The organism is Streptomyces sp. NPDC041940 (assembly GCF_055589465.1).
This window is the reverse complement of the sequence record NZ_JBVJBP010000017.1, coordinates 176,501-188,972: the sequence shown is the minus strand read 5'-3', so window position 1 is coordinate 188,972 and position 12,472 is coordinate 176,501. Positions and strand designations below refer to the sequence as shown.

Genomic DNA, 12,472 nt, shown 5'->3' with positions numbered 1-12,472 from the left:
TCTCCTCCCCCCCCCTCCCCCACCCCCCCCCCCCCGTCCCCCCCCCCCCCCCCCCCCCCCCCCCCCCCCCCCCCCCCCCCCCCGCCGACCTGGGAACGGAGAGAGGGCCCCGGTGATGGCCGAGTTGGTGAAGGACGTGATGACTCCGGGTGTGGTCGCCGTGCGCCCGGACGCCTCGCTCGTCGAGGCGGCCCAGTTGATGCGCACGCAGAACATCGGTGACGTGGTGGTCGCCGACGGGCAGGACGTGATCGGAGTGCTCACCGACCGCGACATCGCGGTGCGGGCCGTCGCCGACGGCGCCGATCCGATGACGGTGAGCGCGCAGACCGTGTGCACCCCGGATCCGGTGACGGTGTCGCCGGACGACCGGGTGACGACGGCGGCCGCGCTGATGCGCGAGCACGCGGTGCGCCGGCTGCCCGTGGTGGAGAACGGACTGCCGGTCGGCATGGTGAGCCTCGGCGACCTGGCCGAGGCCGAGGACCCCGCCTCGGCGCTCGCCGACATCAGCCGCGCCGAGCCGGACGCCCGGGGTGGTGCATGAGCACGACCACGGGCTTCGAGGACAGGAAAGGACGTTGAGCATCATGCGTATCGCGTTTCTGGTCGCGCCCGAGGGCGTCGAGCAGGTCGAGCTGACCGATCCGTGGCAGGCGGCGAAGGACGCCGGCCACGAGCCCGTGCTGGTGTCGACGAAGCACGGGAAGATCCAGGCGTTCGACCACCTCGACAAGGCGGACACCTTCCCCGTGGACGAGGTGGTGGGCGAGAGCGCGCCCGGCTCGTTCGGCGGGCTGGTGCTGCCCGGCGGTGTGGCCGGCCCGGACTTCCTTCGGACGGACGACGAGGCCGTCGCGTTCGTCCGGGACTTCTTCGAGCACGGCCGCCCCGTGGCCGCGATCTGCCACGCGCCCTGGACGCTGGTCGAGGCGGACGTCGTACGCGGCCGGGAGCTGACCTCCTGGCCGAGCCTGCGGACCGACATCCGCAACGCGGGCGGCACCTGGGTGGACAAGCAGGTCAAGGTCTGCGACCACGGCGCGGCCAAGCTGGTCACCAGCCGTAGGCCTGACGACCTCAAGGCGTTCTGCGAGACCTTCCTCGACGTGTTCGCCGAGGAGGCCGGCTGACAGCGGGCCTCCGCTTCCGGCCCTCGGGGCTCAGGTGCCGGGGGGCGTGGGAGTCGCCGACTCCCCGCTCCCCCGCTCCCGGGCCCCTTCGCGTGTGCGACCCGCGGCCACCGGGCGGCGCGGGTTGCGGCGCAGGTACTCGCCCTCGAGCTGCGCCATGCGCTCGTTGTGGGCCCGCAGCGCGTCGTTCGACCCGTACAGCAGCGTGTCGTGGCGCGTGCGGTGGATGGTCTCCAGCTCCTTCATGAGCTGCTGTTCGTCCAGCCGGTCAGGGTCCACTCCGGTCATGGTGTCGCCCCGCTCGTCGTGTTCGTGTCCGCGGTACGGGTACCCGCCCGGTGCAACTGAGCAGTACACCCGATCGGCACCCGGGAGGGAGCCATGGATCTCGCCTTTCTGCACCCACTCTACGAACACTCGGGGCCGTGGGCCTCTGTGTACGTCGACACCTCCCGCCACACGGAGGACACGCCTCACGAGCGGCAGCTGACGGCCCAGGCGCTGGCCAGGCAGCTGGCCGCGCAGGGCGCGGACGAGGCGACCTGCGGCGCCGTGCAGAACGCGATCGAGGATCTGCGACACTCCTCCGAACCGCACGGCCGGGCCCTCTTCGCCCGTGACGGCGAGGTCGTCCTCGACCTGCCGCTGGCCCGCCCCCCGCAGGCGGGCGACTGGGCCGAATGCGCCCCGCTGCCGCGCGTCACCCCCCTGCTGGAACTGGCCGGCGAGGACCCGGTGTGCGTGGTCGCCTACGTCGACCGCAAGGGCGCGGACTTCGAGCTGCGCAGCGCGCTGGGCCGGGAGGACGCCGGGGGCGTCACCGGGCGCCGGTGGCCGGTGCACCGGACGGGCTCCGCGGACTGGTCCGAGCGGCATTTCCAGCTGCGGGTGGAGAACACCTGGGAGCACAACGCCGCGGAGATCGCCGACGCGCTCGCCGTGTGCCAGGAGGAGACGCGGGCCGACCTGCTGATTCTCGTCGGTGAGGACCGGGAGCGGCGGTCCGTGCACGACCGGCTGCCGAAGCGGCTGCACGATCTGGTCGTCGAGGCGCCGCACGGCAGCGGCAGCCGGCTCCTCGACGAGGACGTGGAGAAGGCCCGTGCCGAGCATGTGGCGTGGCAGGCCGAGGCGGAGCTGGATCGGTTCCGGGCCGGCCGGAGCCCGGACGACGAGGGCCGGGCCCGGGCCGTGGAGGGCGTGCCCGCGCTGATCGAGGCGGCGCGTGAGCACCGTATCGACGAGCTGCTGATCAGGCCGAACGGGCCGGACGCGCATCGCGAGGTGTGGATCGGCGAGGATCCGGACCAGGTGGCGGTGCGGCGCACGGATCTGAAGATCCTCGGTGAGCAGCACTCGTGGCCTGCCCGGGCGGATGACGCGTTGATCCGGTCGGCGGTCGCCACGGATGCGCGTGCGCTGGCTGTTTCGGAGGAGGAGGTGCCGGTGGGTGGACTCGGGGCGTTGTTGCGCTGGAAGTGAGCGGAGCTGTTTGGGCGCCCAGCCGTCATCGGGTGCTTGCCGCAGTGCGGGTGCGTTGTGGCTGGGCGCGCAGTTCCCCGCGCCCCTTTGGGGCGCGGCCCTAGGGGGGCGCGGTCCCTAGCGGGCGCGGCCCTAGCGGGCGCGTTCCACTCGGCGTTCGTCCCAGACCGGGGCCGGGGTCTCCCGGACCCGGCCGTCGCTGCCGAAGACCAAGTAGCGGTCGAAGGAGCGGGCGAACCAGCGGTCGTGGGTGACGGCGAGGACCGTGCCCTCGAAAGCCTCCAGGCCCTCCTGCAGCGCCTCGGCGGATTCCAGGTCGAGGTTGTCGGTCGGCTCGTCGAGCAGTAGCGCCGTCACGCCCTGGAGTTCCAGCAGGAGGATCTGGAAACGGGCCTGCTGGCCGCCGGACAGCCGGTCGAAGGTCTGCTCGGCCTGGTTCGTCAGCTCGTAGCGGCGCAGCCGGGACATCGCGGCGCCGCGGTCCTGGGCGTGTTCCTTCCACAGGATGTCGAGGAGCTTGCGGCCCTCCAGCTCCGGGTGGGCGTGGGTCTGCGCGAAGTGGCCGGGCACGACCCGGGCGCCCAGCTTCCAGTGCCCCGTGTGCGCCACGTCGCCGCCGGCGAGCAGCCGCAGGAAGTGGGACTTGCCGGAGCCGTTGGAGCCGAGGACGGCGACGCGTTCGCCGTAGAAGACCTCCAGGTCGAAGGGCTTCATCAGGTTGGTGAGTTCCAGGCCCTCGCAGGTGACCGAGCGGACGCCGGTGCGGCCGCCCTTGAGGCGCATCCTGATGTCCTGCTCGCGCGGCGGCTCCGGGGGCGGCCCGGCCTCCTCGAACTTGCGGAGCCTGGTCTGGGCGGCGCGGTAGCGAGAGGCCATGTCCGTGCTGTTCTCTGCCGCTTGACGGAGCGTCAGCACCAGCTTCTTCAACTGGGCGTGCTTCTCGTCCCAGCGCCTGCGCAACTCCTCGAAGCGGGCGAAGCGGGCCCGGCGGGCGTCGTGGAAGGTGGTGAATCCGCCGCCGTGCACCCAGGCGTCGGCGCCGGCGGGGCCGGGTTCCAGGGAGATGATGCGCTGGGCCGAGCGGGCGAGGAGTTCCCGGTCGTGCGAGACCAGCAGCACGGTCTTGCGGGTCTCCGCGAGCCGCTCCTCCAGCCAGCGTTTGCCCGGTACGTCGAGGTAGTTGTCGGGCTCGTCGAGCAGCAGCACCTCGTCGGTGCCGCGCAGCAGCGCCTCCAGCACGAGCCGCTTCTGCTCGCCGCCGGAGAGGGTGCGGACGAGTCGCCACTGCGCCCTGTCGTACGGGATGCCCAGGGCCGCGGTGGTGCACATGTCCCACAGCGTCTCGGCCTCGTAGCCGCGCGCCTCGGCCCAGTCGGCGAGGGCCTGGGCGTACTTCAGCTGGGCGGTTTCGTCGTCGACGGTCATGATGGCGTGCTCGGCGGCGTCGACGGCACGGGCCGCCTCGCGGATGCGGGGCGTCGCGACGGACACGAGCAGGTCGCGTACGGTCGTCTCGTCGCGTACGGATCCGACGAACTGGCGCATCACACCGAGGCCGCCGCCGACGGTGACGGAACCGCCGTGCGGCTTCAGCTCACCGGCGAGCATGCGCAGCAGGGTGGTCTTGCCGGCACCGTTGGGCCCCACGAGGGCCGCGACGGCCCCCTCCCCGACCCGGAACGACACATCACCCAGCAGCGCCCTTCCGTCGGGCAGGTAGTACTCCAGGTGCGCGGCTTCGAGGTGACCCATGTGCAGGGATTCTGCGGTGCCGGGGCGTCGGGGGCAAACTCATTTGGCGCCGGCGACGCCGACCACGGAGAAGCGACGGTGTGCCCACCCCCCTCCGGGTACCCGCAGCCCCATGACAACCCCCGACCTGGACCTCACCACGACGAAGCCCGGGCACCACCCCCTGCGCTACCGTGTCCTCGCCTGGGACCGCCGGCTCTTCGAGGCCGCCGCCGACCGGCACTGGCCCGGAGCCGACGCCGTCCTGCCCCGGCTCGGCCGTGGCGCGAACCACGGTGCCCTGTGGTTCGCGGCGGCCGCCGCCCTCGCGGCGAGCCGCACGCCCCGGGCCCGCCGTGCGGCGACCCGCGGGCTGGCCTCGCTGGGCCTCGCCTCCCTCGCCGTCAACACGCTCGGCAAGCGCTCGGTGCGCCGTGCCCGCCCCGCGCTGGACCCGGTCCCGCTGATCAGGCGGCTGAAGCGGCAGCCGATCACCACGTCGTTCCCCTCCGGGCATGCCGCGTCGGCCGCCGCCTTCGCGGCCGGTGTCGCCCTGGAGTCCCCGGTGTGGGGCGCGGTCGTCGCCCCGGTGGCCGCCTCGGTCGCCCTCTCCCGGGTCTACACAGGCGTCCATTTCCCGAGCGACGTCCTGGCCGGTGCGGCCCTGGGCGTGGGGGCCGCGTTCGCCGTGCGGGGCCTGGTGCCGACGCGGGCGCAAGCGACCCCGCCGGCCCGCCCCCGCGCCGAGGTCCCCGCGCTGCTGGAGGGCGAGGGGCTCGTGCTCGTGGCGAACACCGCCGCGGGCACCGCCGAGCGTGCCCGTGCCCTGCGGGACGACCTCCCGCGGGCCGAGGTCGTCGAGTGCGAACCGCAGGACGTGGCCGCCGAGTTGGAGAAGGCGGCCGGGCGCGCCCGGGTCCTCGGCGTGTGCGGCGGCGACGGCACCGTGAACGCCGCCGCCCGCGTCGCCCTGAGGCACCGGCTGCCCCTCGCCGTACTGCCCGGCGGCACCCTCAACCACTTCGCCTACGACCTGGGTGTGGAGGACGCACGCGACCTGGCCCGCGCGCTGCGCCAGGGCGATGCCGTACGCGTGGACGTCGGCCGGTTCTCCTGCGGCGAGGAGCACGGCGTCTTCCTCAACACCTGCAGTGTCGGCGTCTATCCGGAGCTCGTGCGCGTGCGGGAGCGCTGGTCGCACCGGATCGGCGGCTGGCCGGCCGGTGTGCTCGCGGTCCGGCGCGTGCTGCGGGCCGACCGGCATCCGCTGGAGGCCGAGCTCCGGGGCCGCACGCGTGCGCTGTGGCTGCTGTTCGCCGGGAACGGCACCTATCACCGCGTGGGGCTCGCGCCCGGGCGCCGGCTGGACCTCGCGGACGGGCAGCTCGACGTCCGGGTCGTGCACGGTGGCCGCCGGCCCGCCGCACGACTGCTGGCCGCCGCCCTCGCGGGACCGCTGACCCGTTCGCCCGCCCACGCGGCCGTCCAGGTGGGGCGGCTGCGCCTGGACCACGTGGCCCCCGGCACGCTGCTCGCCTACGACGGCGAGGTCATCGACGTCGAGGGGAGCGTCACCCTGGAGAAGCTGCCCGAGGCGCTGACCGTGTACCGGCCCATCACCGGCTACTGACTGACGCCCCGTCAGTCCATATAGCAGGATGCGGGTCTCATTATTCGACCCCGATGCGTACGGTGATCCCATGCCGACCGGAAGAACGGAAGGGGTGGGATCCGCCATGCCGGAACCGCGGGAGACCGCCGTATACACGCACGGACACCACGAGTCGGTGCTCCGCTCGCACACCTGGCGGACCGCCGCCAACTCGGCCGCCTATCTGCTGCCCTCGCTCGAACCCCGCATGAAGATCCTGGACATCGGCTGCGGCCCGGGCACCATCACCGCCGACCTGGCGGAGCTGGTGCCGGGCGGGCAGGTCACCGGTGTCGACCGGGTGCCGGAGATCCTGGAGCAGGCACGCGCCACGGCGGCCGGGCGGGGACTGGCCAACGTCGACTTCGCCGTCGCCGACGCGCACGCCCTGGACTACCCGGACGACACCTTCTGCGTGGTCCACGCCCATCAGGTGCTCCAGCACGTGGGCGATCCGGTGCGGGCCCTGCGGGAGATGAAGCGGGTCGTCAGGCCCGGCGGCATCGTCGCCGTGCGGGACGCGGACTACGCGGCGATGACCTGGTATCCGGAGTCCGCGGGGCTGGACGCCTGGCTGGACCTCTACCGCCGGGTCGCCCGGGCCAACGGCGGTGAGCCGGACGCCGGGCGCCGGCTGAAGGCCTGGGCGCTGCGAGCCGGGCTCACGGACATCACGGCGAGCTCCGGGACGTGGACCTTCGCCACGCCTCAGGAGCGGGCCTGGTGGAGCGGACTCTGGGCCGACCGCACCCTGGCCTCGACGTACGCGGACCGGGCCCGGCTGGGCGGGCACGCCGGCGAGGAGGAGTTGCGGGACGTGGCCGGGGCGTGGCGCGCGTGGGGCGAGCAGGAGGACGGCTGGTTCAGCGTGCTGCACGGAGAAATTCTCTGCCGAAAGGAAGCCTGAAACAGAATTTCGGGGACACCCTGAATGCAGGAGGTCACACTATGGTTCCCATCCTGCTGGTTCTGCTTCTGGCTCTGGTTCTGTTCGGTGCCGGATTTGCGGTAAAGGTACTCTGGTGGATCGCGTTGGCGGTTCTCGTGCTGTGGCTGCTGGGATTCCTCGTGCGGGGCACGTCGGCATCCGGGAGCCGGGGCCGGTGGTACAGGTGGTGAATTAGCCCGCTGATTCAGCCCCCGTCCCGGGGAAGCAGCGGTCCGAGCGGCCCGAGGTCCAGATTGAGGTCCTCGGGCCGCAGTCCGTAGCGGTCGCGCAGTTCCGCCATCCGCTCCTCGAGCAGCATCAGCGTGAGCCCGACCCGCTCCTCCTGCTCCTCGGTCAGATCCCCCACGTCGAACCTGCGCACCGCCTGGCGCTCCATGAGCTGGCGCAGCAGTTCCACCACCGTCAGCACGAGTTTGACCAGGTCACGCTCGACGGTGTCGGGCTCCAGGTCCATCCGGTTGCGCCGCGGACGAGGGTCGGGCCGGGGCTCGGGCCGGGGCTGGGGGCTGTCGGCTGACGTCACAGCAACTCCTCGAACGGTGACGACACCTGGGCGTTCACCGAGCTGATGAGCGCGTTGAGGTCGATGCGGACCAGGTCGACGTCGGCGATGCGCAGGGTGATGTCCCCCGTGATGACGACGCCGCCGGCGAGCAGCCGGTCGAGCAGGTCCACGAGGGCGACCTCACGGCGTTCCACTACGGTCACGGCTTCTCTCCGTCGGTCATAGGGCCTCCCCGGCGAACGAATAGGCCGCCCAGGGGCCGGTGAGTTCGATGCGCATTCCGGGCACGTCACCCTTCGTGCGGTCCACCAGTTCCACGAATTCCTCGGAATCGGCGCGCGGCACCAGATATGCGGCATTCATTACGTTGCGCCCGGTCGCCTTGGAAAGCGCGGGATTCTGCGGGGGGTGCAGCCGGGAATCCTCCGCGAATGCGGAGAGGTTTTCGTGCAGTCGGTTCGAGAAATGTTCGGCCTTCTGCCACATCTCCTCGTGCGACCTGGTCTGCATCCGCCGCTGCCGCAGGTAGTCCCGGCCCGACGTGGCTTTCTGCGCGGGCCTGGGACTTTCCTGCTGTTCGGACTCGGCGTACACCTTCACGCCCCACTCGACCCGGCCCTCCAGCCGGTCGAGGGTGCGCAGGAAGTTCTCTTCGCGGGCCTCCATCATCGTCCGTACGCCGCTGTCGTCCCGGAACACGGTGCCGAGCCGCAGCGGCAGCGGGGTCGTGACGGTGGTGAGCGCGTCGATCACGCCCTGATGGGCGCGGGCGGTCTCGGTGAGCCAGTCCAGGTCCTCCAGATGGGCGTGGAGCGGTTCCTCGGCGAAGTCCCGCTCCGGCACATGACTCACCACGGCGACGAGACCGTGGTGAGTCAGCGCGCGGGGCGGATCGCCCGCCACCCCCGACAGCTGGGACTGGAGCGGCGTACCGAAGGGGCGGCAGACGGCGTAGACGTACCGCAGTCCGGTCACTGGGACTCCTTCTTCTCCGCGCGGCCCGGCTCCAGCTCCTCCAGCCGGGCCAGCCTCTCGCGCAACTCGGCGTTTTCACGGGTCAGTTCATCACGGCGGGCCCGAGAGCTCAGGTTCGGGTCGCTCTCCCACCAGTCGATGCCCATCTCCTTGGCCTTGTCGACGGAGGCGACGATGAGGCGGAGCTTGATCGTGAGGAGTTCGATGTCGAGCAGGTTGATACGGATGTCGCCCGCGATGACGATGCCCTTGTCCAGCACCCGTTCCAGGATGTCGGCCAGGTTGGCACCGCCCCCCTGGCCGTAGGGTTCGGGCATCCTGCTGGGCGTTGTCATCGACGGCTCCCGCTGTCGGCGTACTCGTCCTCGTCCTCTTCTTCGTACTCCTCCTCAGGCTCCTCCTCGGCTTCCTCCTCGGGCTCTTCCTCGCCTTCGGCCTCCTCGTCGTACTCGGCCTCGGCGTCGTCCTCGTACTCGCCCTCGGGTTCTTCCTCTTCTTCCTCTTCCTCCTCCTCGTACTCGCCCTCCGGCTCGTCCTCCGGCTCCTCGCCCTCGGGGCGCTCCTCCTCCGACTCCTCCTCGGCGAGCGCGTCCTCGTGGCTGACGACGACCTCGCCGTCGCGGATCTCACCGCGCCAGCCGTCCTCCGCCTCGCCCTTGATCGTGATGAAGCGGACGTAGTTCTTCAGGTCGAGCCGGGCGCGGCGGCCCTGGGCGCGCCAGATGTTGCCGGTCTTCTCGAAGAGGCCGGAGGGGTAGTACTCGATGACCAGCAGGACGCGGGTGAGGTTGTCGGTGAGCCGGTGGAAGGAGACGACGCCCTTCGTCGTGCCCTTGGCGCCCTCCGACGTCCAGGCGATGCGGTCGTCCGGCACCTGCTCGGTCGTCTTCGCCTTCCAGCTGCGGTTGGACCAGAAGACCTTCAACTGCCAGTCGGAATTGGTGTCGTCGGCCTTGCTCGCGGACTTGACGCCCTTCGCGAAGGTGCTGAAGTCCTGGTACTGGGTCCACTGGTCGTACGCCGTGCGCAGCGGTACGCCGACATCGATGTGCTCGATGATGACGGTGGGCTTGTTGCCGGAGCGGCCTTTGCCCTTGCCCTTGCCCTTGCCGCCGAGGCCCTTGAAGGCACCGGTGACCTTGTCCTTGATACGCGAGCCGCCGGTCTCCAGTGCGGCGCGCAGCGGACTCTTGCCCTCGGCGAGCTTGCGGCCGCCGTCGAGGGCGAGCTTGGCGAAGCCGGGGCTGTTGCCCTCGGCGATGTCGTTCAGCTTGCCGGTGGTCTCGCCGAGCTTGCGGCCCACACCGGTCAGCATGCGCGTGGCCTGAGCGGCGAGGTACTCCTGCAGTTCGGCCTTCAGCCGGTCGGCGGCCTCGCTGTGGGCCAGGTCCGTGAGCGGGTTCTTCGTCGCTCCGTCGGCGGCGGACTTCGCCGAGCCGAGAGTGTCACTCATCCCTCACCGCCTCCCTTCGGCAGCCGGGACCGGGCGCTGCCGCCCCGGCGCCCGGAGGTCGCCTTCTTGGCGGGCGTGGTCTTCTTCGCCGCCGCCGTGCGGGCCGCCGTCTTCTTCGCGGGTGCCTTCTTCGCGGGGGCCTTCTTGGCGGGAGCCTTCTTCGCTGCCTTCTTCGCCGGCGCCTTCTTGGCGGGGGCCTTCTTGGCGGGAGCCCTCTTCGCCTCCGGCTCCTCGTCCTCTTCCTCTTCCTCGCCCTCGTCGGCACCGGAGTCCTCGGGCTCCTCGGGCTCCTCGGGCTCCTCGGGCTCCTCGTCCTCGTACTCGGCGTCCTCGGCGTCGTCGTCCTGAGCGCCGGGCACCACGCCCGTCAACTGGTCGCGCACCTGGGCGGTCCGGCCGTGCAGCCGGTCGGCGAGGGCGTCGATCTGCCGCTCGACCATGGCACCGGAGGCTGCCTTGCCGACACCGCGCAGATCCTCACGCAGCTGGTCGCCTATCTCCTTGAACTGCGGGTTGTTCCGCAGCTGCTGCTGGAGCAGCTCCGCGACCATGCGCGGGCTCAGGTTCAGCTTCTTCCCGGCCACCAGTCCGCCGACGGCGATCGCCATCTTCAGCTTTTTGGTACGTCCCAGGAGGTATCCGGCCCCCACCGCGAGGCCCAGTCCCATTCGGTTCATGGTGTCGTCCCGTTGCCCGTTCCCGCGCTCCCGCGCGAAGCGATCTCCAACCGGTCGAGAAGGTCGTCCTCAAGACGGTCGAATTCCTCCTCCGTGATCTCTCCGGCCTCCATCTGCTCCTCAAGGCGGGCCAGCTCGGCCCGGACCGTGGCGGGGTCGTAGTAGATCCGCTCGGCCTCCTGCACCACCTGTCTGATGGCCCAGGCGCTGCCGCGCACGGGTGCGAGCGGCAGCAGCAGCACCTCGGAGATCAGGCCCATGTCGTCACCCCGCTCCGGTGGTGTCCGTGCCGCTCGCCACGGTGCCCGCGGGCTCGGCCGGGCCGGGCTCCACGAAGCTGTACGGCGGCAACGGTCCGTTGAGCCGCACCTCCAGGTGCGGCAGGTCCTTGCGCGCCTGTTCCACGGCCGCCAGGAAGTCCTCCGCCGTCTCCCGGTCGACCAGGAACGACACATTGGCCAGCCAGCCGGTGGACTCGGGGCCCACGCTCACGGCGTCGGCGACCGGCTCCAGGACGGCCTGCAGTGCGGCGGCGTCGTCGGCCTCCTTGGCCTTGACCGCGGCCGCGACCAGCTCGCCGAGCCGGATCTTGTCGTCGTAACTACCGCCGCCGGACTCCCGGTTGGCCTCCGCGAGACCGCGGATGTCGGGACTCTCGGCCATCACCTGGTGGAGTACGGCCTCTTCCACATGGTTGGCCTTGACGTTGTACTCGACCCGGCCGTCCAGCGCCCCCAGGCGCTCCTTGTAGTGCTCGGCGCGCTCGGCGAGCACCCCGGTGATCGAGTTGTCGTCCGGGGCGACACTGCCGAACCGCATGGGCAGCACGCAGCCGGCCGCGCCCGCCTCGCTCAGCACGTTCTGATGGGCGAGCAACTCCCTGCGCTTGGGCCGCAGCCCTTCGGGCGCGTCGCTGACGACGGCCGCCAGGTCGCCCTCACGCAGGATGCGCACCGGGCGGGGCGGGTCGCCCACGCCGCCCATGCCCTCGGGCAGCGCCGGATGGGAGTGCGCCGCGATGCCGTAGACGTAGGTGCTCACTCCTGCTCCTCCTTCCGGCGGGCGGACGTGCTCTTGCGGGCCCGCGGACGCGACTCGGACTGACGCTCGGAGCCTTCGGACCGAGCCTGATTGAAGGCGTCGGAGATGGTCTCGGCGGCACCGGACAGCGCCCCCTTGGACTTACCGCGCGCTCCGGACTCGGTGATCTCGCCGACCAGGTCGGGCAGGCCCGGGTCCTTGCGCGGCCCGGCCTCCAGGTCGAGCCGGTTGCACGCCTCGGCGAAGCGCAGATAGGTGTCGACGCTGGCGACGACGACCCGTACATCGATCTTGAGGATCTCGATACCGACCAGGGAGACCCGCACGAATGCGTCGATGACGAGCCCCCTGTCCAGAACAAGTTCGAGCACGTCGTAGAGACCGCTGCTGCCGCCTCCGCCGCCGGACTGTTGTGCCGGTACGACTGTCATGCCGGATGTCCCTCCTTGTCGTGGGGTGTGGGTCCGGTCGGGCGGCCTAGCGGCCGCCGGGCCTGCGCGCGTCGGACCTGCCGCGTTCGTAGCGGCGGACACGCCGGTAACCGGTGAGCTGCCCCTGGGAGTCCAGGTCCACCTGGTAGCTCGCCATCAGGCTCATCGTGTCGGGCACGCGCTCGAGTTCGAGAACCTCGATCTCCAGCGCCCAGCCCTCCTCCGTCTGCTCGAAGGACGACACGGACTCGGCTTCCATGCCGGTGAGTTCCGCGAGCTGGCCGCGCGCCTGGCGCAGCACTTCCATGGGGCTCGGCCGGTCGTCGGCCGTGCTGTCAGTCGACTTGCGCGAATTCTGTGAGTTCTGGGACTTCTGTGAACCCTGTGACTCTTGCGTGTTTCTTGTGTTCGACATGGCCACCTCCCCCTCCGTGTGGCCGCAAG

18 protein-coding genes are annotated in these 12,472 nt (G+C 71.3%); 6 read left to right on the top strand and 12 right to left on the bottom strand.

All coding sequences use genetic code 11. From position 1 onward, the window contains the following. The first annotated feature begins 115 nt into the window (after positions 1 to 115). Complete coding sequence (locus ACZ6I3_RS26975) at positions 116 to 547, top strand: CBS domain-containing protein (RefSeq protein WP_469418047.1); 432 nt, start codon at positions 116 to 118, stop codon at positions 545 to 547. Between the two features lie 43 nt (positions 548 to 590). Beyond that, complete coding sequence (locus ACZ6I3_RS26970) at positions 591 to 1,133, top strand: type 1 glutamine amidotransferase domain-containing protein (protein WP_469418045.1); 543 nt, start codon at positions 591 to 593, stop codon at positions 1,131 to 1,133. A 30-nt stretch (positions 1,134 to 1,163) separates the two neighbouring features. Here ACZ6I3_RS26970 and ACZ6I3_RS26965 read toward each other — a convergent pair whose 3' ends face one another. After that, positions 1,164 to 1,421: a DUF6158 family protein gene (locus ACZ6I3_RS26965; RefSeq protein WP_382832078.1), complete on the bottom strand. Its 258-nt coding sequence runs from the start codon at positions 1,419 to 1,421 to the stop codon at positions 1,164 to 1,166. Positions 1,422 to 1,514: 93 nt separating this feature from the next. Here ACZ6I3_RS26965 and ACZ6I3_RS26960 point away from each other — a divergent pair, with 93 nt between their 5' ends. Continuing rightward, the gene (locus ACZ6I3_RS26960) at positions 1,515 to 2,615 is read left to right on the top strand and encodes a baeRF2 domain-containing protein (RefSeq protein WP_469418043.1); all 1,101 of its coding nucleotides are present in this window, start codon (positions 1,515 to 1,517) and stop codon (positions 2,613 to 2,615) included. Positions 2,616 to 2,747: 132 nt separating this feature from the next. Here the strand turns inward: ACZ6I3_RS26960 and ACZ6I3_RS26955 are convergent, their stop codons facing one another. Next, positions 2,748 to 4,367: an ABC-F family ATP-binding cassette domain-containing protein gene (locus ACZ6I3_RS26955; RefSeq protein WP_469418041.1), complete on the bottom strand. Its 1,620-nt coding sequence runs from the start codon at positions 4,365 to 4,367 to the stop codon at positions 2,748 to 2,750. Positions 4,368 to 4,479: 112 nt separating this feature from the next. Here ACZ6I3_RS26955 and ACZ6I3_RS26950 point away from each other — a divergent pair, with 112 nt between their 5' ends. The 3 genes from ACZ6I3_RS26950 (at position 4,480) to ACZ6I3_RS26940 (ending at position 7,116) form a co-directional block, all read left to right on the top strand. After that, positions 4,480 to 5,976 (top strand): bifunctional phosphatase PAP2/diacylglycerol kinase family protein, encoded by a 1,497-nt coding sequence (locus tag ACZ6I3_RS26950; RefSeq protein ID WP_469418040.1) that lies wholly within the window; start codon positions 4,480 to 4,482, stop codon positions 5,974 to 5,976. Positions 5,977 to 6,082: 106 nt separating this feature from the next. Then, positions 6,083 to 6,904, top strand: a complete 822-nt coding sequence (locus ACZ6I3_RS26945) for a class I SAM-dependent methyltransferase (protein WP_469418054.1) — start codon at positions 6,083 to 6,085, stop codon at positions 6,902 to 6,904. 41 nt (positions 6,905 to 6,945) lie between these two features. Beyond that, complete coding sequence (locus tag ACZ6I3_RS26940) at positions 6,946 to 7,116, top strand: hydrophobic protein (RefSeq protein ID WP_189726215.1); 171 nt, start codon at positions 6,946 to 6,948, stop codon at positions 7,114 to 7,116. Between the two features lie 14 nt (positions 7,117 to 7,130). Here ACZ6I3_RS26940 and ACZ6I3_RS26935 read toward each other — a convergent pair whose 3' ends face one another. From ACZ6I3_RS26935 to ACZ6I3_RS26890, 10 genes are all read right to left on the bottom strand, one after another. Next, positions 7,131 to 7,400, bottom strand: a complete 270-nt coding sequence (locus ACZ6I3_RS26935) for a gas vesicle protein K (RefSeq protein ID WP_229873118.1) — start codon at positions 7,398 to 7,400, stop codon at positions 7,131 to 7,133. 65 nt (positions 7,401 to 7,465) lie between these two features. Continuing rightward, positions 7,466 to 7,654 carry a gas vesicle protein gene (locus tag ACZ6I3_RS26930; RefSeq protein WP_184588487.1) on the bottom strand — a complete coding sequence of 63 codons (189 nt, stop codon included), beginning with the start codon at positions 7,652 to 7,654 and terminating at the stop codon, positions 7,466 to 7,468. Positions 7,655 to 7,670: 16 nt separating this feature from the next. Next, on the bottom strand, positions 7,671 to 8,426 hold the full coding sequence (locus ACZ6I3_RS26925) for a GvpL/GvpF family gas vesicle protein (protein WP_469418039.1): 756 nt from the start codon (positions 8,424 to 8,426) through the stop codon (positions 7,671 to 7,673). Continuing rightward, positions 8,423 to 8,761: a gas vesicle protein gene (locus ACZ6I3_RS26920; protein ID WP_469418037.1), complete on the bottom strand. Its 339-nt coding sequence runs from the start codon at positions 8,759 to 8,761 to the stop codon at positions 8,423 to 8,425. Before ACZ6I3_RS26920 ends, ACZ6I3_RS26925 begins: the two co-directional genes overlap by 4 nt. Further along, positions 8,758 to 9,879: an SRPBCC family protein gene (locus tag ACZ6I3_RS26915; RefSeq protein WP_469418035.1), complete on the bottom strand. Its 1,122-nt coding sequence runs from the start codon at positions 9,877 to 9,879 to the stop codon at positions 8,758 to 8,760. The genes ACZ6I3_RS26920 and ACZ6I3_RS26915 overlap by 4 nt, the downstream gene beginning before the upstream one ends. Then, positions 9,876 to 10,556, bottom strand: a complete 681-nt coding sequence (locus tag ACZ6I3_RS26910) for a DNA primase (RefSeq protein WP_469418034.1) — start codon at positions 10,554 to 10,556, stop codon at positions 9,876 to 9,878. Before ACZ6I3_RS26910 ends, ACZ6I3_RS26915 begins: the two co-directional genes overlap by 4 nt. Continuing rightward, a complete protein-coding gene (locus ACZ6I3_RS26905) occupies positions 10,553 to 10,816 on the bottom strand; it encodes a gas vesicle protein GvpG (RefSeq protein ID WP_468183897.1) in 264 nt (87 codons plus the stop codon). The genes ACZ6I3_RS26910 and ACZ6I3_RS26905 overlap by 4 nt, the downstream gene beginning before the upstream one ends. A gap of 4 nt (positions 10,817 to 10,820) precedes the next feature. Further along, complete coding sequence (locus ACZ6I3_RS26900) at positions 10,821 to 11,597, bottom strand: GvpL/GvpF family gas vesicle protein (protein ID WP_469418032.1); 777 nt, start codon at positions 11,595 to 11,597, stop codon at positions 10,821 to 10,823. Continuing rightward, the gene (locus ACZ6I3_RS26895) at positions 11,594 to 12,028 is read right to left on the bottom strand and encodes a gas vesicle structural protein GvpA (protein WP_469418031.1); all 435 of its coding nucleotides are present in this window, start codon (positions 12,026 to 12,028) and stop codon (positions 11,594 to 11,596) included. Before ACZ6I3_RS26895 ends, ACZ6I3_RS26900 begins: the two co-directional genes overlap by 4 nt. Positions 12,029 to 12,074: 46 nt before the next feature. Beyond that, positions 12,075 to 12,443: a gas vesicle protein GvpO gene (locus tag ACZ6I3_RS26890; protein ID WP_469418029.1), complete on the bottom strand. Its 369-nt coding sequence runs from the start codon at positions 12,441 to 12,443 to the stop codon at positions 12,075 to 12,077. Positions 12,444 to 12,472 lie beyond the last annotated feature (29 nt).